Annotated in this window: 16 protein-coding genes and 1 pseudogene; 11 read left to right on the top strand and 6 right to left on the bottom strand. The window is 71.7% G+C overall.

The features are described 5' to 3' along the window. From GEV10_19235 to GEV10_19215, 5 genes and pseudogenes are all read left to right on the top strand, one after another. Positions 1-148: electron transfer flavoprotein subunit alpha/FixB family protein (locus GEV10_19235; protein ID MQA80584.1), on the top strand; the 148-nt coding region annotated here is incomplete at its 5' end. 145 nt (positions 149-293) lie between these two features. Then, the gene (locus tag GEV10_19230) at positions 294-806 is read left to right on the top strand and encodes a molybdopterin-dependent oxidoreductase (GenBank protein MQA80583.1); all 513 of its coding nucleotides are present in this window, start codon (positions 294-296) and stop codon (positions 804-806) included. Positions 807-815: 9 nt separating this feature from the next. Continuing rightward, positions 816-2,333 carry an acetyl-CoA carboxyl transferase gene (locus GEV10_19225; GenBank protein ID MQA80582.1) on the top strand — a complete coding sequence of 506 codons (1,518 nt, stop codon included), beginning with the start codon at positions 816-818 and terminating at the stop codon, positions 2,331-2,333. A 22-nt stretch (positions 2,334-2,355) separates the two neighbouring features. Beyond that, positions 2,356-3,786, top strand: coding sequence for an amidase (locus tag GEV10_19220; protein ID MQA80581.1), 1,431 nt, complete (start codon positions 2,356-2,358; stop codon positions 3,784-3,786). A gap of 10 nt (positions 3,787-3,796) precedes the next feature. Further along, positions 3,797-4,078, top strand: a pseudogene (locus tag GEV10_19215) (nitroreductase family deazaflavin-dependent oxidoreductase). Here the strand turns inward: GEV10_19215 and GEV10_19210 are convergent. Both GEV10_19210 and GEV10_19205 read right to left on the bottom strand, forming a co-directional pair. Then, positions 3,976-4,266 carry a hypothetical protein gene (locus GEV10_19210; protein ID MQA80580.1) on the bottom strand — a complete coding sequence of 97 codons (291 nt, stop codon included), beginning with the start codon at positions 4,264-4,266 and terminating at the stop codon, positions 3,976-3,978. The pseudogene GEV10_19215 and the gene GEV10_19210 overlap by 103 nt on opposite strands. A gap of 27 nt (positions 4,267-4,293) precedes the next feature. Further along, complete coding sequence (locus tag GEV10_19205) at positions 4,294-4,938, bottom strand: helix-turn-helix domain-containing protein (GenBank protein ID MQA80579.1); 645 nt, start codon at positions 4,936-4,938, stop codon at positions 4,294-4,296. A 26-nt stretch (positions 4,939-4,964) separates the two neighbouring features. On the opposite strand from GEV10_19205, the gene GEV10_19200 reads away from it, so the two are divergent. Then, on the top strand, positions 4,965-5,360 hold the full coding sequence (locus GEV10_19200; protein MQA80578.1) for a deaminase: 396 nt from the start codon (positions 4,965-4,967) through the stop codon (positions 5,358-5,360). 186 nt (positions 5,361-5,546) lie between these two features. On the opposite strand, the gene GEV10_19195 is transcribed toward GEV10_19200, so the two are convergent. Next, complete coding sequence (locus GEV10_19195) at positions 5,547-6,014, bottom strand: MarR family transcriptional regulator (protein ID MQA80577.1); 468 nt, start codon at positions 6,012-6,014, stop codon at positions 5,547-5,549. A gap of 87 nt (positions 6,015-6,101) precedes the next feature. Between GEV10_19195 and GEV10_19190 the strand changes: the two genes are divergently transcribed. Further along, positions 6,102-7,184: an FAD-dependent oxidoreductase gene (locus GEV10_19190; protein MQA80576.1), complete on the top strand. Its 1,083-nt coding sequence runs from the start codon at positions 6,102-6,104 to the stop codon at positions 7,182-7,184. Positions 7,185-7,410: 226 nt separating this feature from the next. Here GEV10_19190 and GEV10_19185 read toward each other — a convergent pair whose 3' ends face one another. After that, positions 7,411-7,725 (bottom strand): hypothetical protein, encoded by a 315-nt coding sequence (locus GEV10_19185; GenBank protein ID MQA80575.1) that lies wholly within the window; start codon positions 7,723-7,725, stop codon positions 7,411-7,413. 183 nt (positions 7,726-7,908) lie between these two features. On the opposite strand from GEV10_19185, the gene GEV10_19180 reads away from it, so the two are divergent. Together GEV10_19180 and GEV10_19175 are read left to right on the top strand one after the other, a co-directional pair. Next, entirely contained in the window at positions 7,909-8,223 is a 315-nt protein-coding gene (locus tag GEV10_19180) for a tetratricopeptide repeat protein (GenBank protein ID MQA80574.1), read from the top strand. 74 nt (positions 8,224-8,297) lie between these two features. After that, complete coding sequence (locus tag GEV10_19175; protein MQA80573.1) at positions 8,298-9,287, top strand: pirin family protein; 990 nt, start codon at positions 8,298-8,300, stop codon at positions 9,285-9,287. Positions 9,288-9,310: 23 nt separating this feature from the next. Here the strand turns inward: GEV10_19175 and GEV10_19170 are convergent, their stop codons facing one another. Together GEV10_19170 and GEV10_19165 are read right to left on the bottom strand one after the other, a co-directional pair. Beyond that, positions 9,311-10,321, bottom strand: a complete 1,011-nt coding sequence (locus tag GEV10_19170; protein MQA80572.1) for an MBL fold metallo-hydrolase — start codon at positions 10,319-10,321, stop codon at positions 9,311-9,313. A gap of 226 nt (positions 10,322-10,547) precedes the next feature. Further along, complete coding sequence (locus GEV10_19165) at positions 10,548-12,860, bottom strand: helicase (protein ID MQA80571.1); 2,313 nt, start codon at positions 12,858-12,860, stop codon at positions 10,548-10,550. Between the two features lie 165 nt (positions 12,861-13,025). Here GEV10_19165 and GEV10_19160 point away from each other — a divergent pair, with 165 nt between their 5' ends. Further along, on the top strand, positions 13,026-13,241 hold the full coding sequence (locus tag GEV10_19160; protein ID MQA80570.1) for a KTSC domain-containing protein: 216 nt from the start codon (positions 13,026-13,028) through the stop codon (positions 13,239-13,241). Between the two features lie 367 nt (positions 13,242-13,608). Continuing rightward, positions 13,609-15,015 (top strand): AMP-binding protein, encoded by a 1,407-nt coding sequence (locus tag GEV10_19155; GenBank protein MQA80569.1) that lies wholly within the window; start codon positions 13,609-13,611, stop codon positions 15,013-15,015. The last annotated feature ends 24 nt before the right edge of the window (positions 15,016-15,039 follow it).

Genomic DNA, 15,039 nt, shown 5'->3' with positions numbered 1-15,039 from the left:
GGCCGGCATGCAGACGTCCAAGACCATCGTCGTCGTCAACAAGGACGCCGAGGCGCCGCTGTTCGAGATCGCCGACTTCGGCGTGGTCGGCGACCTCAACACCGTCGTCCCGCAGCTGACCGAGGAAGTCAAGAAGCGCAAAGGGTGAGCGCCCTGATCTGCCCGCCGGGGACCGTGGCGTGGTGCGGGTCGTGCGAAATGCCGGTGACTGGTGGGTTTCAGGCGGTGGCCGGGGTTGGCTGTGTGGGCGTTGTCGCAGGTAGAGGGTGTGGTAGCGGGGGAGAGCAGTTCTCATGATCCGTCGGTCGCGGGTTCGAGCCCCGCCCGCCCCACACACTCTGACCTGCGGAACGTGCTCTCGATGGTGTCACCGCCATCCGTTTGGTCCGTTTCGTGTTGCCATTCAGGGTGCGGCTGCGCGGGTGCACGACTGCGGCAATATGATCAACCCCATGGTCGTGGAGGGCCAGATCGCGGGTGGTGTCGCCCAGGGGGTCGGCGGGGCGTTCTACGAACACCTCGACTACGACGAGCTGGGAAACCTGCGCAACGCGAGCTTCATGGACTTCCTGATGCCGTACGCGACCGAGGTGCCGCACCTGGAGATGCACCACATCGAGACGCCGTCGCCGCTCAACCCGATCGGCGCCAAGGGCGTGGGCGAGGCGGGCACGATCCCGGTGGGAGCGGTGTTCGCCTCGGCCGTGCAGGACGCGCTCGCGCCGCTCGACATCGCGCCGCTGCACCGGGTGCCGATGAGTCCCGAACTGATTCACGCGCACCTGCGGGCCGCTCGTGGACGATGAGGGCCGCCGGTGAGCAGGCTCAGCGCGGAGGAGTTGCTGCGGTCGGTCCTCGACGACGGGACGTTCCGGCGGTGGGACGACTCGGAGCACGCCGCGCCGCTGGTCACGGGTGAGTACGCGGCCGAGCTGGCGGAGGCGCGACGGCTGACCGGGCTCGACGAGGCCGTCGTCACCGGTGAGGGTCTGCTGCGCGGCCGGCGGGTCGCAGTGATCGCGTCGGAGTTCTCGTTCCTCGCCGGGTCGATCGGTGTGGTGGCCGCGGACCGGCTCGTTGCCGCGATCGGCCGGGCGACGGCGCGGCGGATGCCGTTGCTCGCGGCGACGGCGTCCGGCGGCACGAGGATGCAGGAGGGCGCTCTCGCGTTCGTGCAGATGGTGCGGATCAGTGGCGCGATCGCGGAGCACCGCAGGGCCCGCCTGCCGTACCTGGTGTACCTGCGCCACCCGACGACGGGTGGCGTGTTCGCGTCGTGGGGCTCGCTCGGGCACGTGACGGTCGCGGAGCCCGGCGCACTGATCGGCTTCCTCGGGCCACGGGTGTACGAGGCGCTGCACGGCGAGCCGTTCCCGAGCCACGTCCAGCGCGCCGAGCATCTGCACGCGCACGGGCTCGTCGACGCGGTGCTCGCGCCGGGAGAGCTCGCGTCGATCGCCGATCGCGCGCTCACCGTCATGTGCGCGGTGGACGACGGCCTGCCCCCGCCCCCGGCGGAGGTCGGGCCGCGGCCACGTGTCGCGTCCACGACGGAGCCGGCCCCGGCCTGGGAGTCGGTGACCCGCTCGAGGCGTCCCGACCGTCCCGGCGTACGGGAACTGCTGCGTCACGCCGCGGACGACGTCCTGCCGCTGAGCGGCACCGGCGAGGGGGAGTCCGAGCCCGGGCTGCTGCTCGCGCTGGCCAGGTTCGGTGGCGCTCCCTGCGTCCTGCTCGGCCAGGACCGCCGGCGGCAGACCGAGCAGCAGGCGCTCGGTCCCGGCGCACTCCGGCAGGCGCGACGCGGCATCCGGTTGGCGAGCGAGCTCGCGCTGCCGCTGGTCTCGGTCATCGACACCCCGGGTGCGGCACTCTCGAAGGAGGCCGAGGAGGGCGGACTCGCCGCGCAGATCGCGTGGTGCCTCGCCGATCTGGTGACCCTCGACGTGCCGACCGTCGCGGTACTGCTCGGCGAGGGGAGTGGTGGCGGTGCGCTCGCCCTGCTGCCGGCCGATCGCGTCGTGGCGGCCGAGCATGCCTGGCTGTCACCGCTGCCGCCCGAGGGTGCCAGCGTCATCGTCCACCGTGACACCGCGCACGCCGGCGAGATCGCCGGCCGGCAGGGCATCAGGTCGGCCGACCTGCTTGCCGACGGCATCGTCGACATGGTGGTGGCGGAACGTCCCGACGCCGCGGACGAGCCGGAACCGTTCTGCCGCCGCATGGGTGGCGCCGTCGGCACCGAGTTGCTGCGCCTGCTGCACGCCCCGTCGGCCGACCGCTCCGCCCGCCTCGCGCGCTACCGCCGCGACACGATCACGTTCACCTGGTGAGTCGGCCGAAGGGAGCCCGAGGATGTCGGACGAGCTGTGCTACCTGCCGGCGACGGAGCTTGCGGCCATGGTGCGCCGTCGCGAGGTGTCCGCACGTGAGCTGCTCGAGGCCCACCTCGCGCGCATCGCACGGGTGAACCCGGCGGTCAACGCCGTCGTGACCCTCGACGCCGACCGGGCCCGGCGGGTGGCCGCGGCCGCGGACGAACGGACTGCTCGCGGTGAGCCGCTCGGGCCACTGCACGGGCTCCCGGTCGTGCACAAGGACACCCACCTCACCGCCGGCCTGCGCACCACGTTCGGGTCGCCGTTGCACGCGGACTTCGTGCCCGACCAGGACGACCTCGTCGTGGCCAGGCTCGCCGCTGCCGGCGCCGTCCGACTGGGCAAGTCGAACGTCCCCGAGTTCGCGGCCGGCTCGCACACCTTCAACCCGGTGTTCGGCGCGACGCGGAACCCGTACCGCCGCGACGTCAGTGCCGGCGGGTCGAGCGGTGGTGCCGCCGCCGCACTCGCGGCCGGGCTGACGCCGCTCGCCGAAGGCAGCGACATGGGCGGTTCGCTGCGCAACCCGGCGGCGTTCTGCAACGTCGCCGGCCTGCGCCCGTCGCCGGGCCGCGTCCCCTCGCACCCGAGCGCGCAGCCCTGGTCGACGCTGGCGGTGCAGGGCCCGCTCGGGCGTACGGTCGCCGACGTCGCGCTCATGCTGTCGGTGCTGGCCGGTCCCGACCGGCGGGCGCCGCTCGCGCTGAGCGAGCCCGGCGCGGGGTTCGCACCGCCCCCGCCGCCGCTGCGACCCGGCCTGCGCGTGGCGTGGGCGCCGGACCTCGGCGGTCGCATCCCGGTCGACGTGGCGGTGCGCGACGTCATCGCCGCCACCCTGCCGGTCGTGGAGGGCCTCGGGATGCGGGTCACCCCGGACTGCCCGGACCTGGACGACGCCGACGAGGTGTTCGACGTGATCCGTGCCTGGCACTTCGCGACGGCGTTCGGCGGGTTGGTGCGCGAGCACCCGGACCAGGTGAAGGAGACGATCCGCTGGAACGCCGAGCGTGGCCTGCGGCTGTCCGCCGCAGACGTCGGCCGCGCCGAGGTGCTCCGGGCGAACCTGCGTCTCGCCGCCGTGGACTTCTTCGACCGCTATGACGTACTGCTCGCGCCGACCACCCAGGTCCTGCCGTTCGACGTCGACGTCGAGTACCCGACCGAGGTCGAGGGGGTGCCGCAGCCCGACTACATCGGCTGGATGCGCTCCTGCACGCTCGTCACCGCGATCGGCTGCCCGTCCCTGTCGGTGCCCGCCGGCTTCTCACCGGACGGCCTGCCGGTCGGCATGCAGATCGTCGCCGCGCCCGGCGCCGACCGCACGGTGCTCGAGGTCGGCCACGCCCTCGAACAGGCGATGCCCTGGTCACGTCACCGCCCGCGGTTCGACCAGCCGGTCGGACGGTGAGGACGGTGCTGTGCCGCGCGACCTGACGCTGAAGGCGATGAACGCCGTCCACCGGCTGCTCCTCGCCGTCACCGCTGGTCGCTTCGGTCGGGACGTCGTGGGCATGCCCGTCCTCGAGCTGACGACCGCCGGGCGACGGTCCGGCAGGCCACGGTCGGTGCTGACGTCGCCGCTGCGCGAGGGGAGCACCTACGTCGTGGTCGGCTCGCGCGGTGGCGACGACCGGCACCCGGCCTGGTTCATGAACCTCCGCGAACGGCCTGAGGTGGAGGTGTCGCTGCGGGGAGGGCCGCCCTCGCTGACCAGGTCGGCCAGCATCTCGTCCATCGCGCCGATGACGTGGAACAGGAGCCGCCCCGCCGGGGTGGTGGTATCGATGCCCTGCTTGAGCACCACCAGGTCCACCCCGCGCTCGGCGAGCAGCGCGGCGACCTCGGTGAGATGGCGCACCGAGCGGGCCATCCGCGACAACCGGGTCACCACTGCCCACGCCGACGCACACCACCGTCAGAAGCCCGCGGGAGTCTCGGACCCGCGATCTCCGGCCGAGATCGACGGGTAGGTCATCAGCAGGATCGCCTGCGCGGCCCGCCCGTCGAGCGCCTCGTAGGCGTGCGGGACGTCGGCGGCGAAGCGCAGCACGTCACCGGTGTCGAGATCCTCCAGTGCGTCGAGCGGGCCCGCCCGCAGCCGCCCACCAACCAGGAACAGGTGCTCGACCACACCCCGCGGATGCGCACCCGACTCCCGCCGAGCGCCCACCGGGAACCCCACGTCCAGCCCCTCCAACAACGGCACACCCGTGATCTGGGTCAGCAGCCTCGCCTCGACGGGCCCGGCGAGCACCGGAACATCAGCAGCTCTGGTACGCACGGTGCGCGCCGGGGGCTCCGCGACCAGGGTCCCCCAGGACACCCCCAGAGCATCAGCGAGTGCGTAGAGGGTCTCGAGGGTCGGATTCGCCTGACCGGCCTCGATCCGTGACAACGTCGCCTTCCCGATGCCGCTCGCCTGCGCCAGAGCCGCCACCGTCAGGCCTCTGGCCGCGCGGATCGTGCGGAGGTTGGCAGCGACCGCCCGCCGTGCCTCGTCCACACAGGTCACGATAGCCCGTTGCTCGACAGTCTCGTATATGAGACTGTTACCTCGCATAAGAGGCCGTTTGTCGAGGAGTAGCCATGACGCCCGGATCCAAGACAGTCGTGTTCACCGAGAAGGCCGGCATCCCACTCGGGCCGTTCTCGCAGGCGGTCAAAGCCGGCGACTTCATCTTCGTGTCCGGTACCGTCCCGGTCGATCCCGCGACCGGACAGGTAGTGCCGAAAGACCTGGCGACCCAGACCCGACGGGTCTTCGACAACATCCGCATCGTCCTCGACGCCGCAGGCGCCACCCTCGACAATCTCGTCATGGTGACCGTCCACCTGCAGAACGTCGACGATTGGGCCGCCTTCAACGAGGTCTACCGCACCTACTTCACCGACTACCTCCCGGCCCGCATGACCTTCGAGGGACGTCCACCGCTGGACTTCCTGATCGACGTCGACGCGATCGCCTACAGTCCACAGGACTGACGCAGCCCGCGCCCGCCGACCGTCGCTGAAGACAGCCGAGAATTGGAGAGAACGAACCCCCCCGATGGTGGTGTGCCGCTCGGTGTAGCGGCTGTCGGGTTGGGCGATCGCTGGCCCAGGGTCGTCGGGCGGCACCCGCGGTACGCCGCCTACCAGGCGCGCACGGAGCGGGAGATCCCGCTCGTCCTACTCGGCCCGCTGGGCTGACGCGTCGTCGGCGACGCCGGCGAGCACCTGCCCGAGCAGATCCTCGAGATGACGCCGGTCCGCGGGTGGCAGGTCGCAGGTCATGGTCTCGAGCCGCGCGACCAGGTCGTCGTGGTAGTCGGCTGCGGCGCGGGTGCCCTGCCGGGTCAGCGCGACCAGGTGGGCGCGCCTGTCGCACGAGTGGGGCGTCCGGGCGACGAGGCCACGCCGCTCGAGCCGGTCGACGAGCCCGGTGAGGCTCGACTTCTCCAGGTGGAGCATCCGGGTCAGCTCGGTCATGCCGACCGGGCCCTCGGTGAGCCGGCAGAGGAACTGTGCCTGCTGCGCGGTGAGGTCGTACCGGCGGCCGACCTCCACGAACGCGCGCTGCACCAGGTTGGAGAGGCGCGCGAGCGACTCGGCGAGACCCAGCCGGGCCGCTGGCGGTGAGGTGGTCGTGCCCTTCATGGTTCGAGTGTAGTTGGCGATTGTTCGCGGCACGGACTACTTTAGTTCGCGACACGAACAGTCGGTACAACGAACCAGGAGTGATGCATGAGTGCGACCGTGGTGGTCATCGGTGGCGGGTACGGCGGCGTCGCGACGGCGAAGGCGCTCGACGACGTGGCCGACGTGGTGCTCGTCGAGCCGAAGGACGCGTTCGTCCACAACGTCGCGGCGCTGCGCGGGCTCGTCGATCCCGCGTGGACCGACCGGCTCTTCCTGCCGTACGACCGGTTGCTCGCCCGCGGCCGGGTGGTCAGGGACCGGGCCGTGCTGGTCGAGGCCGGTGCCGTCGTGCTCGGCTCGGGGCAGCGGATCGCGGCGGACTACATCGTCCTCGCGACCGGATCGGCGTACCCGTTCCCGGCGAAGTACGACGTCGACGGCAGCGCGGACGCCAAGGTCAGGATCGGTGAGGCCCGCGGAGCACTGATCGAGGCCGACCGCGTGCTCCTGCTCGGTGCCGGCCCGGTGGGCCTCGAACTGGCGGGGGAGATCACGGCGGCGTGGCCCGACAAGGCCGTCACGGTCGTCGACCCGGCCGACGACATCGTGGGTGGCGAGTACCCCGAGGCGCTCCGCGAGGACCTGCGTGCACAGCTCGCCGACATGGGCGTCGACCTCGTGCTGGGAACGAGCCTGTGGGAGGACCCGCCGTCCGACCCGGGCGAGACGAAGACGTTCACCGCGGCGCTGCGGTCGGGCGGGGAGGTCACCGCCGACATCTGGTTCCGCTGCTTCGGCGTGGTGCCCAACAGCGACTACCTCGCCGGCGAGCTCGCCGGCGCCCGTCGCGCGGACGGTCACCTCGAGGTCACCGCCGAGCTGCGCCTCGCGGGTCACGAGCGCGTGTTCGCCGTCGGTGACGTCACCGGGGTGCCCGAGTCCAAGAAGGCGGCGGCGGCCGGCAGGCACGCCGAGGTGGTCGCGGCGAACATCCGCACCCTGATCGAGGGCGGCGGCGAGCTCACCGGATACGAGCCCGTCGAGCTGGGTGTCGCCATCCCGCTCGGCCCCGCCCGCGGGGCGAGCTACCTGCCCGCCATGGGCGTCCTCGACGCCGCAGAGACCTCGAGGCTCAAGGGAGCCGACATGCTCAGCGGGCGGTACGCGGAGTTCTTCGGCCTGGAGTAGGCCAACACGACCGCGGGCGCGTCCGTCGTTCCGGTCATGATGATCGTGGTTGCAGCCGTGGCGAGTGTCGTGGCGGTGGCGACGCTCGTGGCCCTCGGGATGCTCTCCGACGCGCTGCTGCGGGTGGACCGGTCGTGTGGTGACGACGACATCAGGGTGCCCTTCACCAGGTAGGGGCGCGACGTGAAGGGCACCGTGACGTCGTGCACCGGCCGCGGCGAGAGCGCTACCCGCGCATCTCGCGGATCACGGCCAGCCGCGAGCGGTACTCCTCCTCGGAGAGGTCACCGCGCGCGAACCTGTCCTCGAGCGTCGCCTCGCTGCTCGAGGTGTCCGAGGACCGTCGCCGCCAGATGACGATGGCCACGGCGGCGGCCAGGCCGAGGAGCAGGGGGAACAGCAGGAAGAACGGTCCGGGACCGAATCCCCAGCCGCCCGGCCCGTCCCAGCCCGGTCCTCCATGGCCCGGTCCGCCCCACGACACGACGGCGGGCATTGCGGTGGTGGCGTCGGCGAGGGTCTGTGTCACGAAGGCGTTCATGGCAGGAGTCTCGCCCGGCGACGCCGCCCGCACATCCGTCGGAGGACGACATCGCGTGTACGACCAGGGGAGTAGGGGCACGTGCCGAGTGGCCGGAATGCCGCACGGATGTCCGCTGTTGAGTCCACGCCGCCCCTACCGGGGCCGCCCGACGGAGAGGAGACGACGGTGACCGAGACCCTCATGGAGCGCTACGAGCGGGCGCGGATGTTCTTCGACGCAGAGGACTACATCACGACCGCCGGGATGCTCGCCGACCTCGCCGCCGAGGTGCCCGGTGACCTGGCACTTCGGCTGCTCCTGGCGCGCGCCTACTACCACTCCGCCCAGCTGGGCAGGGCCGAACGGACGTTGCGCGAGCTGGTGGCAGAGGACCCCGTCGAGGTCTACGCCCACCTCCTGCTCGGGCGCACCCTGCAGCGGCAGAGCCGCCACGAGGAGGCGCACACCTATCTGCGCCTGGCCGCCGCGATGAGCCCGGAGGCCGTACCGGCGTAGCGTCGTGAGGGAACACGGCGACGGGCGCCGCTGTTCATCCGATACTGATTGAACCTTCAACGAAGGAGCGCGTCATGGCCGCCGTCACCGTCGATGACCTCACCTCTCTCGCCGCCATCCCCGAGCCCGCGCCGGGCGCGGTCGACCGGCCGGTGACGTCGGTGACGACGGCGCCGTCCGGGTTCGAGGGCGAGGGGTTCCCTGTGCGCCGAGCCTTCGCGGGCGTCGACCTGCGCGACCTCGACCCCTTCATCCACCTCGACCAGATGGGCGAGGTGGAGTACGCGCCGGGCGAGCCGAAGGGCACGGCCTGGCACCCGCACCGCGGGTTCGAGACCGTCACGTACATCATCGACGGCACGTTCGAGCACCAGGACAGCCACGGCGGTGGCGGGGTCATCACCGATGGGGACACGCAGTGGATGACCGCGGGCGGCGGGCTGCTGCACATCGAGCGGCCGCCGGAGGCGCTGGTGGCGAGCGGCGGGCTGTTCCACGGCCTGCAGCTGTGGGTGAACCTCCCGAAGGCCGACAAATGGCTCGAGCCCAAGTACCAGGACCTGCGCGGCAGGGAGTCCGCGCTGCTCACCACGCCGGACGGCGGCGCGCTCGTCCGGGTGATCGCGGGCGAGGTGGCCGGGCACGAGGGACCGGGCTCGACGCGCACACCGATGGCGATGATGCACGCGACGGTCGCGCCCGGCGGGCGGGTACGTCTGCCGTGGCGGCGCGACTTCAACGCCCTGGTCTACGTGCTCTCCGGAGCGGGCACCGTCGGGGCGGAGGGACGCCCTGTCCGCACCGGTCAGCTCGCGGTGCTCGGTGCGGGCGACACGGTCAGCGTCGCCGCCGACCGCACACAGGAGTCGCGCCTCGCCGGGCTCGACGTGGTGGTCCTCGGCGGTCGCCCGATCCGCGAGCCGATCTCCTGGGCTGGACCGTTCGTCATGAACACCCGTGCCGAGGTGCTGCAGGCGTTCGAGGACTACCAGGCCGGCAAGCTGGGTGTTGTGCCCGCCACGTACATCCCGCACGGCGACGTGGGCGACGGGTCCGAGGCCTGAACGAACGGGGACGCGCTCACCCCTCAGGGGGCGTAGTGCACGACGCCGTCGACGAGTGACGACCGGAGCCGTTCGTCGCGGACGAGCACGTCGAGGTGCGCCGCGGTCTCCATGACGGCCAGCATCTGGTTGAACGGGTCGAGGTCGTCGAACGCGCGCTCCCTACGTGTCCACGGCAGCACGCGGGCGACCTCGTACGGTGTGCACGCCCCGTCGCCGGCGGCGCGTTCGGCCTGGTCCAGGCGCCGGTCGTGGTGAGCGACCAGCTCGTCGACGCGGCCGTGGGTGCTGTCGGTCACCGGGCCGTGGGCGGGCAGCAGGCGCAGGTCGGGAAGCGTGCGGACGCGCCGCAACGAGCCGAGGAAGTCGCCCAGCGGCAGGGGTGCGCGGGCCGCCTCGAAGCCGATCGACGGGGTGATGTGCGGGAGCACGTGGTCGCCGGCGAACAGCAGGCCGGCGTCGAGGTCGGCGAAGACCACGTGCCCGCGGGTGTGTCCCGGCGTGTGGACGACGCGCAGGGTGCGCTTGGCCAGGGTGACGTCGCTGCCGTCCGCGAGCCACTCGTCCGGCAGCTCCCAGTCGAGGGTCGGCTCGCCCGTACCGAGCGCGAGGAGCCGGTCGATCACCGGTGTGGCGCCGTCACGTCTGAGTTCGTCGAGGTGCGGGCGCTCGGCCCGGTGGTCGCTATCGAGGATCGTGCGGAGGTTCGGCTCCTCGTGCGCGCCGACCGCGATCCGCGAGCCGAACAGGCGGCGCAGCACGACGCCGAGGGTGTAGTGGTCGCGGTGGACGTGCGTCACGAGGAACCTGCGGACGTCGCCGAGCTCGCGACCAATCGAGCCGAGCGCCGCCTCGAGCCGCTCCCGCGCCACCGCCAGCGCCCAGCCGGAGTCGACGAGGGCGAGCCCGTCGCCGTCGTCGACGGCGTAGACGTTCACCGCGCGCAGGCCGTCGGACGGCAGCGGGAGTGGGATGCGATGGACCCCGTCGGCGACCGGAAAGGCGCCGGGCGTGGTCCAGTCGTGGTGGTCGATGGCAGCAGCCTATCGACCTGTCGGTCATCCATCGCCGCTGGTGCGGCGTCCCCGGGCAGGTGACAGGGTGGACCCGGCTGTGGTGCCGTTCACGGGTGCGCTGCGAGGGTCGTCGGTGGAGCTTCACCTCACCGACGTGGACTTCACCTCGTCCCGGCACGAGGTGAAGTCCACGTTGATCACGTGAACGTGATCAAACGGTGCGGGCGGCGAGCCTATTGACGAGTCAGCTCACCGGTGTCCGTTCCTCGGCTGCGGCGCTCAGGACCTTCGGGGGCTCGCCGGTGTGGACGACGCCCAGACGGCGGGTCGCCCGGGTGAGCGCGACGTACAGGTCGTTCAGGCCGCGGGGTGACTCGGCCAGGATGCGGGCGGGTTCGGCGACGACGACCGAGTCGAACTCCAGGCCCTTGGCCTGCGTGACGCCGAGCACCACCACGGGCTGCTCCAGGTCGGGGACGTCGCCGGCCGTCGCGTCGGGCGCCGCGGTGCGGACGGCCGTACGTGCCTCGTCGAGGAGTGCCGCGGGCGCGATGACGGCGAGCCGGCCGTCGCCGATCGCTCCGGTCTCTCCCGCGACGACCTCGGCGAGGTGCGTGCCGAGCTCGCCGTGACCGGCCCTGAGCCGCCACGGCGGTGGCCCGCCCGTGCGGATCGACCGCGGCGGGTCGCGATCGGGATCGAGCGCGGCGAGCACGTCCGCGGCGAGGTCCATGATCTCCGCCGACGTGCGGTAGTTCACCGTCAGCCGTTCGAGCCGCCAGCGCTCGGCCAGGTACGGGCCGAGCATCAGCTCCCACGACGAGGCGCCGGCGAGGTCGCCGGTCTGCGCCGGGTCACCGACGATCGTCATCGACCGGTTGGGGCAGCGCCGCATGACCATGCGCCACGCCATGGCCGAGAGCTCCTGCGCCTCGTCGACGATGACGTGGCCGAACGCCCAGGTGCGGTCCGCCGCGGCACGCTCCGCGAGCGTCCTCGTGCGCGCGTCTTCGTGCCGCCTGGCCAGGTCCTCGGCGTCGAGCAGATCGGACGCCGTCAGGATCTCCGATTCCTCGTCGACGTCGAAGTCGGTCGACCCCGATCCCGCCGAGATGTCGAGCACGCCCTGGGCGTACGCGATCTGCTCTTCCTCCGCCGCCCGCTTCGCCCGTTCGCGCGCGGCGACCGCCTCGTCGTCGTCGCCGAGCAGCTCCGCCGCCTCGTCGAGCAGGGGGACGTCGGCCGCCGTCCAGCCGTCGTGCGGCTCCCGGCGCAGCAGCGCACGCTCGTCGTCGGCGAGGTCGGGTGCGGCGGACGCGAGCTGCTCGGGGGACGCGTACAGGTCGGTCAGCAGCCGGTGCGGGGTGAGGCTCGGCCACAGCTCGTCGACGGCCGCGAGCACGTCCGGGTCGGACGCCATCTCGCGGCGGATGGCCTCGACGTCCGGGGCATCGAGCAGGCGGGCCCCGACACCCGGTGCGTCGTCGCCGCCCAGCGGGTCATCGGCGAACGGGTCGTCGCCGAGCCGGTCGGCGAGCTGCTCGGCCAGTGCGTCGAGGACGTGCGCGATGAACGTCGGCCTGGCCTGGTTGTGCTGCCGGCGGGCGCCGCGGGCGCGCTCGCGAGCCGCGAGGACCGTGTCCGGCTCGAGGCGCAGCGTCTCGGTGCCGAACGGGACGTCGACAGCGTCGTCGGGCAGCCGCTGCCGGTCGGCCACCGCGGCGGCGACCACGTCGGACATGGCGGGCCGGCCCTTGATCTCGGCGACGGCGGCCGGCTCGGCGTCACGCGCCCGGACGCCCGGATACAGGTCGCCGACGGTCGACATCACCACGCCGGTCTCGCCGAGCGAGGGCAGGACCTGTCCGACGTAGTCGAGGAACGTGCTGTTCGGGCCGATGATCAGGACGCCGCGGTTGGCGAGCTGCTCGCGGTGCGTGTACAGCAGGTACGCCGCGCGGTGCAGGGCGACGACCGTCTTGCCCGTGCCCGGCCCGCCCTCCACGACGAGGACGCCGGTGCGGTCGGACCTGATGATCCTGTCCTGCTCCGCCTGGATCGTCTCGACGATGTCCTTCATCCGCCCCGTGCGGTCGGCGTCGAGCGTGCTGAGCAGCGCGGAGCGACCGATCGGGCCCTCGTGGACCGCCGCGCCGTCGACGGTGCCGTCGAGCACCTCGTCGTCGATGTCGACGACGTGGCGCAAACTGGTGCGGATGTGCCTGCGCCGCATGACCCCCTCGGGAGTCGCCGCGGTGGCGAGGTAGAAAGGCCGGGCCGCCGGTGCGCGCCAGTCGAGCAGCAGCGGCTCGTGGTCGCCCTCGTCGTCGAGGATGCCGAGACGCCCCACGTAGCGGCGCTCGTCGCCGTGCAGGTCGAGCCGGCCGAAGCACAGGCCGTTCTCCACCGCGTCGAGATGGGCGAGCCGTTCGGTGTACTGGTGGGTCGACGCGTCGCGCTCGAACCTGCCCTGTTGGGTTCCCCCCGGCGTGCGCAGGACCCGGGTCAGGCGCGTGGCGGTCTGTTCGCGGAGCCGGTCGAGCCGGCCGTAGAGCATCGAGACGTACTCCTGCTCACGGCGAATTTCGTCGTTTGACAACAAACCCCCAGGTCCTTTATCATTTGTATTGGTAGTTTCCGCACAAACGTTATGTGCACCTCAACCGACTAAATATAGCGCACCTCGGCGCGTGGTGCGTGCGTTCGGACGGGGCGGGTGACGATGAAGCGTCGGCGGGTCGACTCGAGCGTGCTGAGCAGTGTCGGCTACGACGACCACGGCACGCTCGAGGTCGAGTTCGTGAGTGGCAACGTCTACCGCTACCTCCTGGTTCCCAGACGCGTCCACGACGAGCTGCTCGCCGCCCCGTCGATCGGGAGCTACTTCAACGCGCACGTGCGCGACGAGTTCCGCCACGTCCGCGTCGCCGACAGGTAAGGGTGCCGGGTCGACCGCGTAGAGCGGCTCCGGCTGGGTAGGCCCAGGGGATCCGGTGGACCGTCCCGGCGCCCGCTCCGTACGCCCCGTCACCGGTCCGGTTGACCATCCGACCGGCTCGTCGAGATAATAAGACGGCGTCTCGCATTCGTCCCACGACCAGTCTCGAGGCCTGCATGGACCGTGCCGCGCTGAACGTCCGCACCTTCCTCGAGGAGGCCACGGCGGAGGAGCCCGCCGCACCGTTCCTCGTGTGGACGGTCGACGGGCAGGAGGTGGGATACGCCGACGCCAGCGAGCGGATCGACCGGGCCGCGCGGCTGTGGCACTCGCTCGGTGTCCGCAAGGGCGACCGCGGGTCGCCTTCATGCTCGACAACTCACCGGAGTTCCTCTACGCGTGGCTGGGGCTCGCCAAGATCGGCGGTGTCCTCGTCGCGATCAACACCGCGTTCCGTGCGGCGGAGGCCGGGTACCTGCTGTCCGACTCGGGAACGCGCCTGGCCCTCGTCGGCGCGAACCACCTGCCCGTGTTCTCGTCCGTCGACCCGGCCGCCTCGGCACTGCTCGAGAAGACCCTCGTCGTCGGCGCACACCCCGACTATGACGAGTTCGGCGAGGCCATGGCGGCCGCCGACCCCGTCGCTCCCGGGGTGGACCTCGCCGCCGACGACGTCATCAGCCTCATCTACACCTCGGGCACGACGGGGTACCCCAAGGGCGTCATGCAGACCCACGGCAACTTCGTGCTCACCGGCCAGGCGTATCCGTACTGGATGCGGATGACACGAGGGCAGCGCATCTACGCGTGCCTGCCGCTGTTCCACATCAACTCCCAGTCGTACTCCACCATGGGGGCCATCGGCACGCGCGGCACCGTCGTCCTCGCCCCGCGGTTCAGCGCCAGCACGTTCTGGCCCGACGTACGGCGGCACAAGGTCAACGTCTTCAACCTGATCGGCGCCATGGCGGTCATCCTGTCGAAGAAGGCGCCGGCGCCCGAGGACTGCGCCAACGACGTGCATCTCGCGTACGGGGTCCCCGCGCTCGCGCCCGAGCTGCGCGACGACATCGAGCGCAAGTTCGACATGACGGTGATCTCCGGGTTCGGGATGAGCGAGACGACGTTCGGCCTCCTCGAGCCGCTCGACGAGGTGCGCAGGGACGGGTCGATGGGCGTGCCCCGGCATCACCCCGACCCCTCGGTGCCGCGCACCGAGGCGAAGATCGTCGACGACGAGGGACGCGACGTCGCCCCCGGTGTGGTCGGCGAGCTGCTGCTGCGCAACGCGGCGATGATGACCGGGTACTTCGGCGACGAGGAGCGTACGGCCGCCGCCCTCGTCGACGGATGGCTGCACACGGGTGACAGTGCCTGGTGCGACGACGACGGCTATTACTTCTTCGTCGACCGCAAGAAGGACATCGTCCGCCGCCGTGGCGAGAACATCTCCTCGCTGGAGGTCGAGCGGATCATCGAACAGCATCCGGGCGTCCTCGAGGCCGCGGTCGTCGGCGTGCCGTCGGAGCTGACCGACGAGGAGGTCCTCGTCTACGTCGTGCGCCACCAGGGAGCCGACGTCGACGCGGCCGGGATCTTCGACTGGTGCCGGGAGCGCCTGGCGTACTTCAAGGTGCCTCGTTACCTTGAGTTCGTCGACGGCGAGCTGCCGAAGACGCCGACGGCGAAGGTGCAGAAGGCGAGGTTGCGCGACCTGGTGCCGGGGGCGCTCGGCGTCCGCGTCGAACGCGAACCAGACGTCAGGCGAGCCTGATGCCGACGGAGTATGGTGACGTCC

The sequence above is a fragment of the Streptosporangiales bacterium genome (assembly GCA_009379955.1).
Taxonomy (GTDB): Bacteria; Actinomycetota; Actinomycetes; order Streptosporangiales; family WHST01; genus WHST01.
The sequence above is the reverse complement of the archived record's forward strand: the minus strand, read 5'-3'. Positions and strand labels throughout refer to the sequence as shown.